The organism is Actinomyces oricola (assembly GCF_004104015.1).
GTDB lineage: Bacteria > Actinomycetota > Actinomycetes > Actinomycetales > Actinomycetaceae > Actinomyces > Actinomyces oricola.
The window spans coordinates 21301-35797 of sequence record NZ_RYFV01000030.1; the positions used below are offsets into that span (position 1 = coordinate 21301).

Below are 14497 nucleotides of genomic sequence, written 5' to 3' on the forward strand. Positions count from 1 at the left end.
TCCGCACAACCCAACCACTGGCCCTACGACACCACCGGTGACGCATTCGCGCCACCACCCACCCACCCACCAAGGAAGCCACATGTCACCCACCAGTGAGACGCCCTTGATCGTGCCCGAGCTCGTCGTCCTCGACGCAGCCGCGGGCCCGAACAAGACCGACGTCATCGAGTTCCTCGCGAACACGGTCGCCGCGGCCGGTCGCGCGAGCACCAATGAGGGGCTGGCCGCAGACGCCCTGGCCCGCGAGGCCACGGCGCCCACCGGCATCCCCGGCGGTATTGCCATCCCGCACTGCCGCAGCCCCCACGTGCTGGCAGCCAGCCTCGGCTTCGCCCGCCTGGCCAGCCCGGTGGACTTCGGCGCCGCGGACGGCCAGGAAGCCGATCTCATCTTCATGATCGCCGCCCCCTCCGGGGCCGACGACGTCCACCTCAAGCTCCTGGCCAAGCTGGCCCGCGGCCTCATGCAGAAGGAGTTCACCGACGCCCTGCGCGGCGCCTCCAGCGCTGAGGAGGTTGCCCGCATTGTCACCGAGCAGGTCCAGCCCGAGTTGTTGGAGGACGCCGCGCCCGCGGAGGCCGCCTCGGCCGAACCGGCCGCCAGTCCCGCCCCGGCGCCGGCAGCCGGGGGAGAGGGGCGCGTCATCGTCGGCGTCTCCTCCTGCCCCACCGGTATTGCCCACACGTTCATGGCCGCCGAGGCCCTGGAGCAGGCCGGCAAGGACCGCGGCATTACCGTGGCCATCGAGGGCCAGGGCTCGGGCAAGATCGACTACCTCGACCCCGACCTGGTCGCTCGCGCCGACGCCGTCATTTTCGCCCACGACCTGCCGGTCAAGGGCCGGGAGCGCTTCGCCGGCAAGCCCATGATCGACGTCGGCGTCAAGGCCGCCGTCAATGACGCCGGCAAGCTCGTGGACGAGGCCCTGGCCGCCATTGAGAACCCGGACGCCCCGCGCGTGCCGGCCGGCGGCGACGGTGGTGGTGGCGGCGGTGAGGCCGCCGAGGAGGAAGAGGTCCACTGGGCGCGCCGCCTCCAGCGCGCCGTTATGACCGGCGTCTCCTACATGATCCCCTTCGTGGCCGCCGGTGGTCTGCTCATTGCCCTGGGCTTCCTCTTCGGTGGCTACGAGATCGCCTTGACTCCGGAGGGCGGCACGCAGTCGGTCGCCCAGACGGTCGTCCAGGATTACACGCTGTGGAACCTGCCCGGCGCGGTGGAAGGGGCTGGAGGCCACAGCGGGTTCCTGCTCTACCTGGGCTCGGTCTTCCTGCTGCTGGGGCAGGCGGCCATGGGCTTCCTGGTGCCCGCACTGGCCGGCTACATCGCCTTCGGCCTGGCCGGGCGTCCCGGTATCGCCCCCGGCTTCGCCATGGGCGTGGTGGCCACCGCTGTCGGCTCGGGCTTCATCGGCGGTCTGATTGGCGGTATCCTCGCCGGCTTCTTCGCCGCCTGGCTCACCGGTCTCAACGTTCCCAAGTGGCTGCGCGGGCTCATGCCCGTGGTCATTATCCCGCTGGGAACCACGCTGGTGATCGGCTCGATCATGTACATGCTCCTGGGCAAGCCCCTGGCCGCTCTTATGGAGGGCCTGACCAATGGTCTGACCAACATGTCCGGCGGCGGCTCCGCCATTGTGCTGGGCATCATTCTGGGCCTCATGATGTGCTTCGACCTCGGTGGTCCGGTCAATAAGGCCGCCTACCTGTTCGGCACCGCCGGCCTGGCCGCCCAGACGGACGCCTCCTACGAGATTATGGCCACTGTTATGGCCGCCGGTATGGTCCCGCCGCTGGCGCTGTCCCTGGCGACCTTCGTGCGCCCACGCCTGTTCAACAAGGCCGAGATTGAGAACGGCCGCAGCGCCTGGCTGCTGGGCCTGTCCTTCATCTCCGAGGGGGCCATTCCCTTCGCCGCCGCCGACCCGCTGCGCGTCATTCCGGCCACCATGGCCGGTGGCGCCGTCACCGGCGCCCTGACCATGGCTCTGCACGTGGGCTCCCGGGCCCCGCACGGAGGGGTGTTCGTGTTCTTCGCGATCGAGAATTTCCTCGGGTTCATTATCGCCATTCTGATCGGGGCGCTCATCTCCGCCGCCCTGGTGGTGGTGCTCAAGTCCCTGGGCAAGGACAAGAAGGCGGCCGCGACCGCCTGAGCCGCAGACGGCGGGGCCGGGGCACCTGCATAGGTGCCCCGGCCCCGCCGCTGTGCTGCGGTGCGGTCGGCCCGTGCGGCGGCAGTGAGCGCCCCGCCGGCCGACCCGGTCGGCAGACGGGGCGCCCGGCCGACCCGGCGGTGGGCTCGGTCGACCCGGTAGGGTCGGCCCGTGGCAGCTAGACGACGCATTGACCCCGCCCGGGGAGCCGACGCCCTGCGCCAGTGGACCGCCGCCAGGCGGTCCGGGCAGGACCCCGGGCGCGCCGTGACCGCGACCGCCGTGCGCTTCACGTTAGAGGAACTGGCCGCCCGCGCCCCCGGGCGCAGTGTTGAGGTACGGGTCCCCCCGTTCGGCGTCACCCAGGCCGTCGCGGGCACCACGCACCGCCGGGGCACCCCGCCCAGCGTGGTCGAAACCGACGCCGCCACCTGGCTGGAGCTGGCCACCGGCACCTCGGAGTGGTCCGAGGCCCTGGCCTCCGGGCGGCTCCAGGCCTCCGGGGAGCGTTGCGACTTGTCCGCCCACCTGCCACTGCTGTGAGGAGCGCGGAGGGCTCATATGGTCACCGGGCCGGCGGCCATTGCCCAGGGGCGCGTCGGCGGGTCCTGGGAGGCCCACGGCCCCGGGCCGTGGAACACTGGGGTGGTGAGCACAGGTGAGAACCCCGCGCCGACTGCCCTGAGGGCCAGCCACAGGACTCATGCGCCCACTTCCGTCCCACCGAAGTCGGCGGCCGCAGTTTTAGCCGGTGACCAGGAGAGCGCCGGTGAGTGCGAGCCGGCCCCCCGGGAGGAGTGCGGCGTCTTCGGTGTGTGGGCACCGGGTGAGGACGTCTCGCGCTTGACCTACTTCGGCCTGTACGCCCTCCAGCACCGCGGCCAGGAGGCGGCCGGGATCGCCACCTCCAACGGCGTCAACCTGCTGGTCTACAAGGACCTGGGCCTGGTCTCCCAGGTCTTCGACGACCGCTGCCTGTCCAACCTCACCGGCCACATGGCCGTCGGGCACGTCCGCTACTCCACCACCGGCGCCACCACCTGGGAGAACGCCCAACCAATGCTCGGTCCCGTGGCCGGCTCCACCCTGGCGCTGGCGCACAATGGCAACCTCACCAACACCCGTGAGCTTATCGAGGCCGTGCGCGCCGACACCGGTGAGGACCTTACCGGCGAGCTCGGCCGGGGGTCGTCCACGGACACCGCCGTTATAGCCGCGCTCATGAGCCTGGTCTCCGAGAACGGGGGGCTGAACTCCCTGGCTGCGGTGAGGGCCCTGGCCGATGAGGCGACCACGAGCGGCGGTCCTGCCGCCGAGGCGCCGGGAGAAGCCCCCCACGATAGCGCCTTGACCAGCGCAGGACCGCCGACCGCCCTGAACGTCTCCGAGGCGGCCAGCACCATTTTGCCGCTGCTGCGCGGGGCCTTCTCCCTGGTGTTCATGGACGAGCAGACCCTGTACGCGGCCCGCGACCCCCACGGCGTGCGCCCCCTGGTTCTGGGGCGCCTGGAGCGCGGCTGGGTGGTGGCCTCTGAAACTGCCGCCCTGGACATTGTCGGCGCCTCCCAGGTCCGTGAGATCGAGCCCGGTGAACTCATTGAGATCGACGCCGACGGCGTGCGCTCCTCCCGCTTCGCCCCCGCGAGACGGGCCGGCTGCGTCTTCGAATACGTCTACCTGGCCCGCCCCGACACCCGTATTGCCGGGCGCAGCGTCAATGAGGCCCGCAACGCCATGGGGGCGGCCCTGGCCCGAGAGCACCCGGTGGACGCCGACCTGGTTATTGCTACGCCCGAGTCGGGCACCCCCGCCGCCATTGGCTACGCCCAGGCCTCTGGCATCCCCTACGGCCAGGGGCTGGTGAAGAACGCCTACGTGGGCCGCACCTTCATTCAACCCACCCAGACCCTGCGCCAGTTGGGCATCCGCCTCAAACTCAACCCCCTGCGGGAGGTCATTGAGGGCCAGCGCCTCATTGTTGTTGACGACTCCATTGTGCGCGGCAACACCCAACGCGCCTTAGTGCGGATGCTGCGCGAGGCCGGTGCCAGGGAGGTTCACATTCGCATCTCATCCCCGCCGGTCATGTGGCCCTGCTTCTACGGCATTGACTTCGCCACCCGCGCCGAGCTCATTGCCACGGGCATGAGCGTGGAGGAGATCCGCGCCTCCTTGGGGGCCGACTCCCTGGGCTACTTGTCGGTGGACGGCATGGTTGCCGCCTCCGGGCAGCCCGACTCGGAACTGTGCACAGCCTGCTTCACCGGCGACTACCCCATTTCCCCTCCGACCGAGGGCGCCACCATGGGCACCCTGCCCATCTCTCGCGTGCCCTCGGTCTACCGCCGTCGCCGCGACGACGTCCCCGGCGCCGAGAACGCCCCCGGCACAACTGTTCTCGCCATTACCCGCCCCGACCTCGCCAACGGCAGCCCGGCCACTATTCCGGGCGCCCCCACACCGGCTAAAGGAGCCATCAGATGACCCTGCCCACTCAGCCGACCCAGCCAAGTACCGCCCCCTCCGACTCCACGGCCGCCCCCGTGGGCATCACCTACGCCTCCGCAGGTGTAGACACCGCCGCCGGGGACCGCGCCGTCGAGCTCATGAAAGCGTCCGTGGCCGCCACCTCGACCCCGGCAGTGGTCGGCGGCGTTGGTGGCTTCGCCGGAATGGTCGACGTCTCCGAGCTGCGCGACTACCGCCGCCCCCTGCTGGTCGGTTCCACCGACGGTGTGGGCACCAAGGTCGCCATCGCCCAGGCCCTCGATATCCACCACACCATCGGCCAGGACCTGGTGGGCATGGTCGTGGACGACATTGTGACCGTCGGCGCCCGACCGCTGTTCATGACCGACTACATTGCCTGCGGGCGCGTGATCCCCGAACGCGTGGCCGACATTGTGCGCGGCATCGCCACCGCCTGCGCAGCCGTGGGCACCCCCCTGCTGGGCGGGGAGACCGCCGAGCACCCCGGTCTCATGGAGCCCGACGAGTATGACCTCGCCGGCGCCGCCACCGGCGTGGTCGAGGCGGACCGAGTCCTGGGCGCTGAACGCGTGCGCCCCGGCGACGTCCTGGTGGCCATGGCCTCCTCGGGCCTGCACTCCAACGGATACTCCCTGGTGCGCAGCGTCATCGAGTACGCCGACTGGGAGCTGGAGCGCCAGGTGCCGGAGCTGGGCCGTGCCCTGGGCGAGGAGCTTCTCGAACCCACGCGCCTGTATGCGCGCACCTGCCTGGACATGATCGACTCCCTGGCCACCGACGACAACCCCGCCCCCATCCACGCCCTGGCCCACGTCACCGGCGGCGGCCTGGCGGCGAACCTGGCCCGGGTTCTTCCCACCGGCCTTGTCGCCGAGGTGGACCGCTCCTCCTGGGTGGTCCCCCCAGTGTTCGACGTCATGCGCGCCCTGGGCGCGGTGCTGTGGGAGGACATGGAGACCACCCTCAACCTGGGGGTGGGCATGGTGGCCGTGGTGGATCCCGCCAGCGTGGACGCCGCCGTGGCCGCCTCCACCAAAGCCGGCGTCCCCGCCTGGGTCCTGGGTGAGGTCCGCGAGGCCGCCAGCGGCAGCCCGCGTGGCCGAATCGTGGCGGGGACTAAGGGCGTGGACGGCGGCGCCGTCGACATTCACGGCGAATACCGCACAGTCTGAGCCCAACCCGCTGCCCGGGAGGGAGAGCCTTAGGACCGCAATACCCCGCGACCATGGTGCCGGCCCCGCTTAAGCGGGGCCGGCACCATGGTCGCGGGAGCCAGGAGCCGCGGGCGCCAGGAGCGCTTTGGGGCCCTAGCCAGCAGGAGCTTGGGGGGCGCCCTAGACGCCCAGGGCGGTCATGAGCGCACTGACCTCCCCAACGCGCTCGGCGCGCACCTCCTCGCTGCAAGGGCTGGGGCAGGTTCCCAGGTCCAGGTCCGTGGTTATGGCGCCGTCCACGAGCGCCAGCACCCGGTCCGCCCGCGCGGCCACCTGCGGGTCGTGGGTGACCACCACCAGGGTGTGCCCCTGGCGGTGCACGCCCGCCAGCAAGTCCAGGACCTGCTCGGCTGAGGCCCGGTTCAAGGCGCCAGTGGGCTCGTCGCCCATGAGCGTGCGGGCCCCGTTAATGAGCGCCCGACAGATCGAGGCCCGTTGCAGCTGCCCGCCGGAGACCTGGGAGGGCAGGTGCGAAGCGACCCGGGCCACCCCCATGGCGGACATGAGCTCATCGGCCCTGGCCGCGACCCGGCTGCGCGACACCCGGCCCGCCAGCAGCCCGGGCAGGGCCACATTGTCCCGCAGTGACAGCGCCTGGAGCATTCGGGGCTGCTGGAAGACGAAGCCCAAGTGCCGCAGCCGCAGGGCCGCCAGGTCCCGCTCGGCCAATTGCGTCAACTCCCGGCCATCCAGATGCACACTGCCCCCGGTGGGTGGTTCCATCCCCGACAGAATGTGCAGTAGCGTCGACTTCCCCGAGCCCGAGGGCCCCATAATGGCCAGGAACTGACCGTCGGGAACTGTCAGGTCAATGCCTCCCAATACGCCCGGCGCCCCGGGGTAATTCTTGGTGATATTAGTAGCCGTGAGCACGAGTCACTCCTGTTCAACGAGTCGGACGCGGTTGAGACCGCCCAGGCCCAGCGCCGCAGCGGTCATGGTGGAGGCGAGCATGGCCAGCGGGAGAACGAGCCAGCACACCAGGGGATCGGGGACGAGCTCGACGCCGGGCGCGCCGAGTTGGGCCAGGGCCAGGCTGAAACCGCTTTGCCCGAGCACCTGGGCCAGCACCACGCCCAGTACGGTGCCGGCCACCGCCAGCGCCCCGAAGCGCACCAGGTACATGCGGCGCAGCGTCGACCGGCCGGCCCCAATGGCCCTTAGGGTGGCAATGAGACCGCGCTCGCGGGCAATGAGCAGGGTCGCACTCATGGCGGTAATGACCAGCGCCAGCATGCACCCGGCCACGGCCGCCACCAGGGTGACGGTGCGCAGTTGGCCGATAGTGGCGCCCATGGTCTGGGCGGCGTACTGGGATACCAGGGTGACCTTGGCCCCGGGCAGTTCCGCGGCCAGTGCGTCGGCGACGCTCTGGGCGTCGGCCTCATCGGTCAGGTCGAGGTAGACCACCTGCCACAGGGGCGTCTGGGAGGCCCCCAGGCGGGCCTTGGCGGTGCGTCCGCCGTTGGAGATGTCCTGGTAGATGCCGGTGACGGTGAGCGTGCGTTCCTGGCCCTCGACCCGGATGAGGATGTGGGCCCCGACTGCGACGCCCAGCTCGGAGGCCTCGTTGTGGGACAGGGCGATCTCCTCGGGCCCCGCCGGCGCGGTGCCGCTCTGGTAGGCCACCGGGAAGACGCTGTGGTCCCCGGACTCCACGGCCACCGTCTGCCACTGCCCGCCCGGGACACTCAGCTCGTAGCGGTCCCACACGAGCACCGCATGCCGAGTGACCTCGGGGCGCGAGCCCAGGGCGGACTCCACCTGCTCGGTGGTGGTCACGCCGTCGCGCACGTCCACGCGCACGTCCGCCTCCCCTATGCCCATATAGGTGGCGAAACGGGGGCTGTCCACGGTGGACAGCACGCTGGCGGGGATGACCATGACCAGGACGCACAGGGCGATGACGCCCACCAGCAGAATGTTGGCGCGCTGAAGAGCACCGGTCAGGCCCAGGTGGTCGGGGACGGGGGCGGGGGAGCGCAGCAGCGTCGGCACGAGGCGGTGACGCCGTTCGCGTGCCGGGCCATCCGGGTCGCCCTCGGTCGGGGCGGCCGGTCCGGAGGTCGAGTTAGATCCGGTGGTGGCCTGGTCCGCCTGACGGGGGCTCTTCGCACTGGATACGGCGCCCGGGGCCTTGGCGCGCCCGGCGGCCCCGGGCCGGCGGCGGGCCAGGAAGGCGCGCAGACGACGTCGTCGAGGCGTGGGGGCGCTCGAGCCGGTAGCTGCGGCGCGCAGCGCCTGGCAGACGCCGAGTCGGTCAATGCGCGCCAGCAGCAGCCAGGAGGAGGCCACCACCAGTGCCGCCGCAATCAGGGCGCCCAGCGCTGGAGCCAGTACCACTGGGAGCACGCCGGTGGGCCGCCCCAGGTAGAGGCGAATCGGGCGCTCCAGCGCTCCCGCCAGCGGGTAGCCGGCGGCCAGGCCCGCACAGGTGCCCGCCACCGCCAGGGCCGCGTATTTGACCAGGTGGAGCCCGCGCAGGGCGCGTGAGGGCGCGCCAATGGCCTTGAGCGTCCCGATCTCCCCCAGGTCCTCCTCGAAGGAGCTCAGCAGGGCGAAACGCAGCGCCAGGAGCACCACCACCATGAGCAGGCCCGCCACGAGCAGGACGGCCGCCGCCAGCAGGTAGGTGCTCAGGCCATTGGCCAGCCGGAACACCGTGGAACTGACGGACACCCCCTGGGAGGGCAGATTGGCGGCGGCGTAGCTGTCTTCCAGGGCGGCGGTGCTGGCGCCCGGGGCGGCGCGCATCTCAACGAGGTATTCGGGGGTCAGGTAGGGCGCCACCGCCTCATAGTCGGCCTGGGAGACGACGAGGCGCTTGGAGGTGACGATCGACGGGTTCATTTGGGCGTCGCGCACGAAGCCGGCCACACGCAGCTCCAGGGTCTGCGAGCCGGCGGTCAGGCGCACCGCGTCACCGACCTGGGCGGCGCCGGTGGCCTGGTAGTGCACAGGCAGCCAGATCTCACCCGGGGCGGGGTCGGCGCGCCGACCGTCGGGGGTCAGCAGCAGGTCGAAGCGCTCCGGGGCGGTGACCAGGGCCGGTTCCAGCACCGAGCTGACCTGGGAGGCGCCGTTGATCCACAGCTGGGAGCCGGCTACCGGCAATGTCTCCATGATCATGAGGTCGGTCACGTCCGGGTTCTGCCTGGCCCACTGGTCAATGCGCTCAGCGTCCTCGGCGGTCAACTCCCCACTGTGCATCTGCACCAGGTCCGGGGGGACCGCCTGCTCCCAGAACACCTCCGTGGCGCTCATGGTGCGCAGGACCAGCGCCATTCCGGTGCCGCTGAGGGCGGCGGAGATGGCGATGAGGACCAGGAGCGTGGCCGAGACCGTACGGGAGCGGCGCAGCTCGGCGCGAAGCAGTCGAAGAATGATCTCACGCACGGGTCTTCACCTTCCGGGTTGCGGGCTTCTGGGGCGCGGGCACGGTGCGCATTTGCGGGCTCAGCGCGGCGGGAATCAGGGCCAGGGCGCCCAGTCCGCATACGGCTATGAGCAGGGCGGTGCCGCGCCCCGGCCCAATGCCGGTCACGGGGCCGAGCCCGTGGGCCAGGGCGCCGCCGTGGCGCAGGAGCGGTTCGAAGACGTGGTCGGCGGTCGGGCCCGCCAGAAGATAGGCCACCAGGAACCCCATTTGGGAGAGCAGGCCGATGAGGCCCCAGGCGCGGCCCTGGTGCTCGCCGGGGATGGAGGTGCGCACAATGATCTCCGCCCCGGTATTGCACTGGGCCAGGCTCGCGAAGACCAGGAAGCAGCAGCCGGAGACCCACGCCAGGGAGGCACTGGCGACTTGTGCGCTCATGCCCACTCCCACGCCGAGGACGCCAATGCCCAGCAGGAACGCGGGGCGCACGCGCCCGAGTTGGGAGACGGCGGCGGCGCCAACGAGCATGCCGGTGGCGGCCACCGACTGCGCGGTGCCGACTGCTGAAACCGGGTAGTTGGGCAGTAGGACCGGCCCGAGAAGGACCTGGAGCACCCCCAGGATCACGGTCAGCAGGGAGGCCAGGCCGATTGCCGAGGCCACCGCTGGACGGCCGGCGAGCAGGCCGGCGGTCTCGCGCAGCCCCGCCAGAGGGCTGCCGTCCCGGGTCGGAGTGGCCTTGGCGCCCACCAGGCGGCGCACGTACAGGGTGCAGCAGACGGTCACCACGACGGTGGAGATGTCTATCCACAGGATGCCGGCCACGCCGAGGCGCGGCATGAGCAGGCCGGCCAGGAACGGGGAGAGAAGGAACTTCGATGAGGCCGCCAATTGGAGCATGCTCGAGGAGCGGGTGTAGAGCTCGGAGGGCACCAGGTCGTTGACGGTGGCGCGCAGGGCCGGCTCGGTCAGGCTCGCCAGGCAGGAGGACAGGGTGACACCGGCCAGCACCAGGGGCAGCGACGGGGTGGGGCGGCTGAGGGCCACCAGGACCACCAGCAGGCCCAGAGCCGACCCGCCATCGCCCAGGATCATTATGGTGCGCCGGTCGTGACGGTCGGCGAGACTGCCGGCCACTGGCCCGAGCATCACCATGGGAGCGAAGGCGCACAGCTGGACCAGGGCCACCGCCGAGGCGGTGCCGAAGGTGGTGAAGGCCCAGGCGCCCAAGGCGAAGGCGGTCATGCCGCTGCCCACAGAGTTGATGAGCGCCCCGGCGACGAGGATGCTAAACCGTCGCATGTGTGCCCTCAGATTCTTGCGCGCCGGCCCGGTCGGCGTCGTCGGGGTTCGCCGGCGTGGTCAGGGGCGCGGCCAGGGAGGCCAGGACCCGGGGGTCGGCCCCGAGGAGGAAGGAGCCGGCGGACAGGATCGCCGCCTGCCGGCGGGCGGTGTCGGCCCGGGCCTCCTCTGGTGCGGGTAGGAAGATTCCGCCGTCAAGGAGGGTCAAGGCGGCGGCCAGGATCACCTCGACACTGCTGCGCGGATCCGGGGAGTTCAGTTCGCCGGCGGCCACTCCCTCCTCGACCACCCGCGTCATGATGGGCACCAGCCGGTTGTAGCTCTCGGTGAGGGACAACAGGTAGAAGCGGGTGTTGTTGGGGGAGCGGAACTGCTGGGCGAGCTCAATGTCGTCCTCGGGAGCCCGCGCCGCGCCCAGGACGGCCAGGAGGCGAGTCAGGGCGGGGCCGTCACTGCTGGCGGCCCGCTGCGCGTTCTCGGCGATGGCGTCGGCGGTGCGCACGACGATCGCCTCCATGATCGCCTCCTTGGAGGGGAAGTGGTGGTACAGCGTGCCCTTGGCAATGCCGACTCGGGTGAGGATGTCCTCGACGGTGGTGGGCTCGTAGCCCTTGGTCAAGAAGAGGACGCGTGCGGCGTCCATGATTTGATCCTTGCGTGCAGCGGCGCTTAAGTGGCGCGCGGCCATAATAACCTCCAAACTCGACCGACGGTCGGTCGGAAACGAGTATACGCATCCGCGGTCGTAATGCAACCCCGAGGGCCCCAGGTCCAGGCCTGGGCCCGCGAGTGCGCGGGAGGGCCCCGCGCACTCGCGCCGGCACCCCTGACCGTTTGGCCGGGCCCGCGAATGCGCGGGAGGGCCGGCAGGAAGTACTTCCTGCCGGCCCTCCCGGGCGGTGTGATCTAGCAGCTACTTGCTGTCGCCGTCGTCCCAGTCGTCGTCGACGTCGTACTTGGAGGCCAACGCTTCGTAGTCGATCTCATCGTCAGCGTCCGCACCGGAGGACGCAGAGGCGAGCTCTCGCTCGAGCGCCGCGTAGTCCGTATTCGGGCTGAAGTACTTGAGCTTGCGGGCAACCTTCGTCGCCTTGGCCTTCTGACGGCCGCGCCCCATAGGCTCGACCCCCTCCAACATGTCTCTGGCGCGCTCGTGGGCGCGCTCCATCTGGGCAAATGTGTCGTGGGCCAACCGTACAACGTTGGCCCATGTGAGCACCATTCGGGCTCGCGGTGCGGTGCCGCGGCCCTATGGGCGCTATGGGCGGGCTAACGCCGCACGGCCTTGACCACGGCGAACGCGCCGAGGCCCACCAGCGCTACCGCGGTGCCGGTGACCACTGCCAGCGCCAGGGGGTCGCCGTCGCGGGCGTCATCCACCAGGCGGGTCAGGCGCGTCTTGAGATCCATGGGGGTGGTGGCCTTGACCTCGGCCGTCGAGCCGGCGAGGGTCTCGTCAAGACGGCCGCGCAGACTCGCGAGCCGGCGGGCAGCATTGTCGACGGCCTCTGAGGCGGCTTGGGCGGCGGAATCGGCCAGGTCCGTGATCTTGCGGCTGGCCGCGGTCTTGACGTAGGCCATGGCCTGTCGGGCGGTGGCGCTTGCCGCCGCCTGCGCCTGGGCCTTGACCGCCTCGGGGGCCACCATGGTGCCCAGGAGCTCCAGGTCGGTGGTCAGGGCGGCACGACGGCGCTCCACCTCCGCCTCAATGCCGGTGAAGGACGGACTGGTGTCCCGTGTGGCGCTCACTTCTGCTCTCCCTTGCTCAAGCCCGCCGTGAAGGAGGCGGTGACGGCGTCGACGTCGGCCTGGATACTGGCCCGCGGATCCGGCATGCTCTGGCGGCCCTCCTCCAGCTTCTTCATGCCCGCCCGCGCCGCAATGAATGCAACAATGAGGAGCACAATGGCAACAATGAGCTTGGCGGCCCACATGGGCAGGGCCAGGGCCAGGGCCTCGGTCAGGGATCCCAGGATGTAGCCCAGGCCGAAAAGCGCCATGACGCTGGCGGCCGCCAGGATGCCGGCGCCCAGGCCCAGGTGCTTGCCCGTGATCCGTGCTTGGGCCTTGAACAGGTCGATCTCTCCGCGCACCAGGGCCGTGAGGTTCTCCGAGATCCTGGAGATGAGTTCGCCAAGCGTGGGCTGCGGAGGGCGCGACGGAGATGTCGTCGACGGTTCGGGGGGCTGGTTCGGGGGCATATAAGACCTTCTTCGCCTCGGCGTGGAACTGAGGGGCGGGTAGGGCCCGCAGTCCCAAGAATCTCATAGGCCGGGGTGTGACGGTGCCCGCTGCGTCCCGGGCGCCCTGATGGGGCCGGCGCGTCCCACCAGGGACAGGATTCAGTTGACGCTGCGTCCCGGGCGCCCGGGCGGGGCGGCCGTGCCCCTGTCGGGCCGGGTGCGAGTCGGCCCGGCCCCTGTGCGCCGTCGTTCGCGTCGCTTCATTAGCTTCATTAGCTTCATTAATGGTGGCCGCTCCCAACCAGGGAGCGGCCACCGGTGTTATAGAGGGGTGACGTCGACGATCTCGGCGGAGATCTGGCGACCGTTGGGGGCCTCATAGGTAACGCTCTGGCCCGCACGGTGTCCCATGAGGGCCCTGCCCAGGGGGGCGTCGGGGGAGAAGACCTTGACCCCCTCAGGGACGTCGGCAGTGATCTCCTGGCCCCCGAGGGCGAAGATCTGCTCCTTGCCCCCGACGCGGGCGGTCACGATGGTGCCGGCTGAAACCGTGCCGTCAGAGGCCGCCTCACCGATCTGGGCGTGATCCAGCAGATCCTCGAGCTGGATGATACGAGCCTCATTGAGCCCGGCCTCCTCTCGGGCGGCGTGGTAGCCGGCGTTCTCGCGCAGGTCACCCTCCTGGCGGGCGGCCTCGACGCGCTGCGCGATCTCCTTGCGCTCCACCGTCTTACGGCGCTGGAGCTCGGCGGTGAGACGGTCAAAAGCCTCCTGGGTGAGCCAGGTGCTCTGCTTGTCGGTGCTTTCCTCGGACATGGAGTCTCCTCGGGTGATTGGTGCGCCGCTAAGGGCGCGGGCCCAGGGCCGCCACCACCTTCTTCGAGGCGAGGTGAGACCTGGGCCGGGTCATGGTGGGGGAGTCTACCGCCGTAGCCTCACCTGTTCTTCTTCCCGGGGTGTTCTCCCCGGCCCTTCTTACCCGCCCGCAGTGTGGCCCCCCGGCCCGGCTTCTTGCCGGTCTTGCTCGACTTGGCCCTCCGCTTGGCGGCCCTGCCCGGTGATTGCTCGGGGTCTGGGGGAGCACTGCCCGTTGTCCCCGGTCGGTGGCGGTGCGGCTCGCCGTCGGCGGCCAGAACCTCCTCGCAGTCCGACAGGTAGGTGGCCGCGGCGTCGACCTGGGCAATGCGCCTGGTGACGCGCTCAAGCTTTTGGGGGCGCTGGGCGTCGTAGCGAACCACGTCCTCGGGCGGAATGGTGGCGCGGATCCGCTCGCGTTCGACCTCAACGTCGAAGTGCGCTCGGGGCCACCTGACGTCGAGCTCGGCCAGGGTGCGCAGCAGCAGCTCGGTGACGGCCAGGCGGGCGAACCACTTATTGTCCGCCGGGATAACGTGCCAGGGCGCCTCGGCGAAGGAGGTGGCCGCCAGGGTCCGCTCGTAGATGGACTGGTAGGCGAACCACTGGCTGCGCACGCCCATGTCCCCCGACGAGTACTTCCAGTGCTTGTCCGGGCGATCCACCCGCTCCAGCAGCCGCAGCCCCTGCTCCTGGTAGGAGACCATGAGCGCGATCTTAATGATCGCCGTCCCTTGGGTGACCAGTTCGCGCTCGAAGCCATGGATGGTCTCCACGCGCTGGGTGAAGCTCTGTGGTTCCCCCCGAATCGTGGAGGGCTTCCTTATGCGGTTTTGGGCAGGCCCTGGGCCGTGTTGGTCTCGTAGTCGATGGGGCTCTGCATGTCGGCTGTGCTGTGTCGGCGGTCGTGGTTGTAGAA

Annotated in this window: 13 protein-coding genes; 4 read left to right on the plus strand and 9 right to left on the minus strand. The window is 70.4% G+C overall.

What is annotated here, in order from left to right:
- The first annotated feature begins 82 nt into the window (after nucleotides 1-82).
- The 4 genes from EUC46_RS10845 (at nucleotide 83) to purM (ending at nucleotide 5820) form a co-directional block, all read left to right on the plus strand.
- Complete coding sequence (locus EUC46_RS10845) at nucleotides 83-2158, plus strand: PTS fructose transporter subunit IIABC (RefSeq protein WP_128774175.1); 2076 nt, start codon at nucleotides 83-85, stop codon at nucleotides 2156-2158.
- Nucleotides 2159-2329: 171 nt separating this feature from the next.
- Nucleotides 2330-2701 carry a sterol carrier family protein gene (locus EUC46_RS10850; protein ID WP_128774176.1) on the plus strand — a complete coding sequence of 124 codons (372 nt, stop codon included), beginning with the start codon at nucleotides 2330-2332 and terminating at the stop codon, nucleotides 2699-2701.
- Nucleotides 2702-2719: 18 nt separating this feature from the next.
- Nucleotides 2720-4642, plus strand: coding sequence for an amidophosphoribosyltransferase (gene purF / locus EUC46_RS10855; RefSeq protein ID WP_241655543.1), 1923 nt, complete (start codon nucleotides 2720-2722; stop codon nucleotides 4640-4642).
- Between the two features lie 2 nt (nucleotides 4643-4644).
- Nucleotides 4645-5820, plus strand: coding sequence for a phosphoribosylformylglycinamidine cyclo-ligase (gene purM / locus EUC46_RS10860; RefSeq protein ID WP_421701755.1), 1176 nt, complete (start codon nucleotides 4645-4647; stop codon nucleotides 5818-5820).
- Nucleotides 5821-5982: 162 nt separating this feature from the next.
- Here the strand turns inward: purM and EUC46_RS10865 are convergent, their stop codons facing one another.
- From EUC46_RS10865 to EUC46_RS10905, 9 genes are all read right to left on the minus strand, one after another.
- Nucleotides 5983-6735 carry an ABC transporter ATP-binding protein gene (locus EUC46_RS10865; protein ID WP_128774178.1) on the minus strand — a complete coding sequence of 251 codons (753 nt, stop codon included), beginning with the start codon at nucleotides 6733-6735 and terminating at the stop codon, nucleotides 5983-5985.
- 3 nt (nucleotides 6736-6738) lie between these two features.
- A complete protein-coding gene (locus EUC46_RS10870; protein WP_128774179.1) occupies nucleotides 6739-9258 on the minus strand; it encodes an ABC transporter permease in 2520 nt (839 codons plus the stop codon).
- On the minus strand, nucleotides 9251-10540 hold the full coding sequence (locus EUC46_RS10875) for an MFS transporter (protein ID WP_128774180.1): 1290 nt from the start codon (nucleotides 10538-10540) through the stop codon (nucleotides 9251-9253). Before EUC46_RS10875 ends, EUC46_RS10870 begins: the two co-directional genes overlap by 8 nt.
- Nucleotides 10527-11183: a TetR/AcrR family transcriptional regulator gene (locus tag EUC46_RS10880; RefSeq protein ID WP_164918819.1), complete on the minus strand. Its 657-nt coding sequence runs from the start codon at nucleotides 11181-11183 to the stop codon at nucleotides 10527-10529. Before EUC46_RS10880 ends, EUC46_RS10875 begins: the two co-directional genes overlap by 14 nt.
- A gap of 270 nt (nucleotides 11184-11453) precedes the next feature.
- Nucleotides 11454-11657: a DUF3073 domain-containing protein gene (locus tag EUC46_RS10885; RefSeq protein ID WP_128774188.1), complete on the minus strand. Its 204-nt coding sequence runs from the start codon at nucleotides 11655-11657 to the stop codon at nucleotides 11454-11456.
- 152 nt (nucleotides 11658-11809) lie between these two features.
- Nucleotides 11810-12289, minus strand: coding sequence for a hypothetical protein (locus EUC46_RS10890; protein WP_128774182.1), 480 nt, complete (start codon nucleotides 12287-12289; stop codon nucleotides 11810-11812).
- A complete protein-coding gene (locus EUC46_RS10895) occupies nucleotides 12286-12741 on the minus strand; it encodes a phage holin family protein (protein WP_128774183.1) in 456 nt (151 codons plus the stop codon). Before EUC46_RS10895 ends, EUC46_RS10890 begins: the two co-directional genes overlap by 4 nt.
- Before the next feature lie 303 nt (nucleotides 12742-13044).
- Nucleotides 13045-13539 (minus strand): transcription elongation factor GreA, encoded by a 495-nt coding sequence (gene greA, locus EUC46_RS10900; protein ID WP_128774184.1) that lies wholly within the window; start codon nucleotides 13537-13539, stop codon nucleotides 13045-13047.
- Between the two features lie 119 nt (nucleotides 13540-13658).
- The gene (locus EUC46_RS10905) at nucleotides 13659-14405 is read right to left on the minus strand and encodes a polyphosphate kinase 2 family protein (RefSeq protein WP_338324479.1); all 747 of its coding nucleotides are present in this window, start codon (nucleotides 14403-14405) and stop codon (nucleotides 13659-13661) included.
- Nucleotides 14406-14497 lie beyond the last annotated feature (92 nt).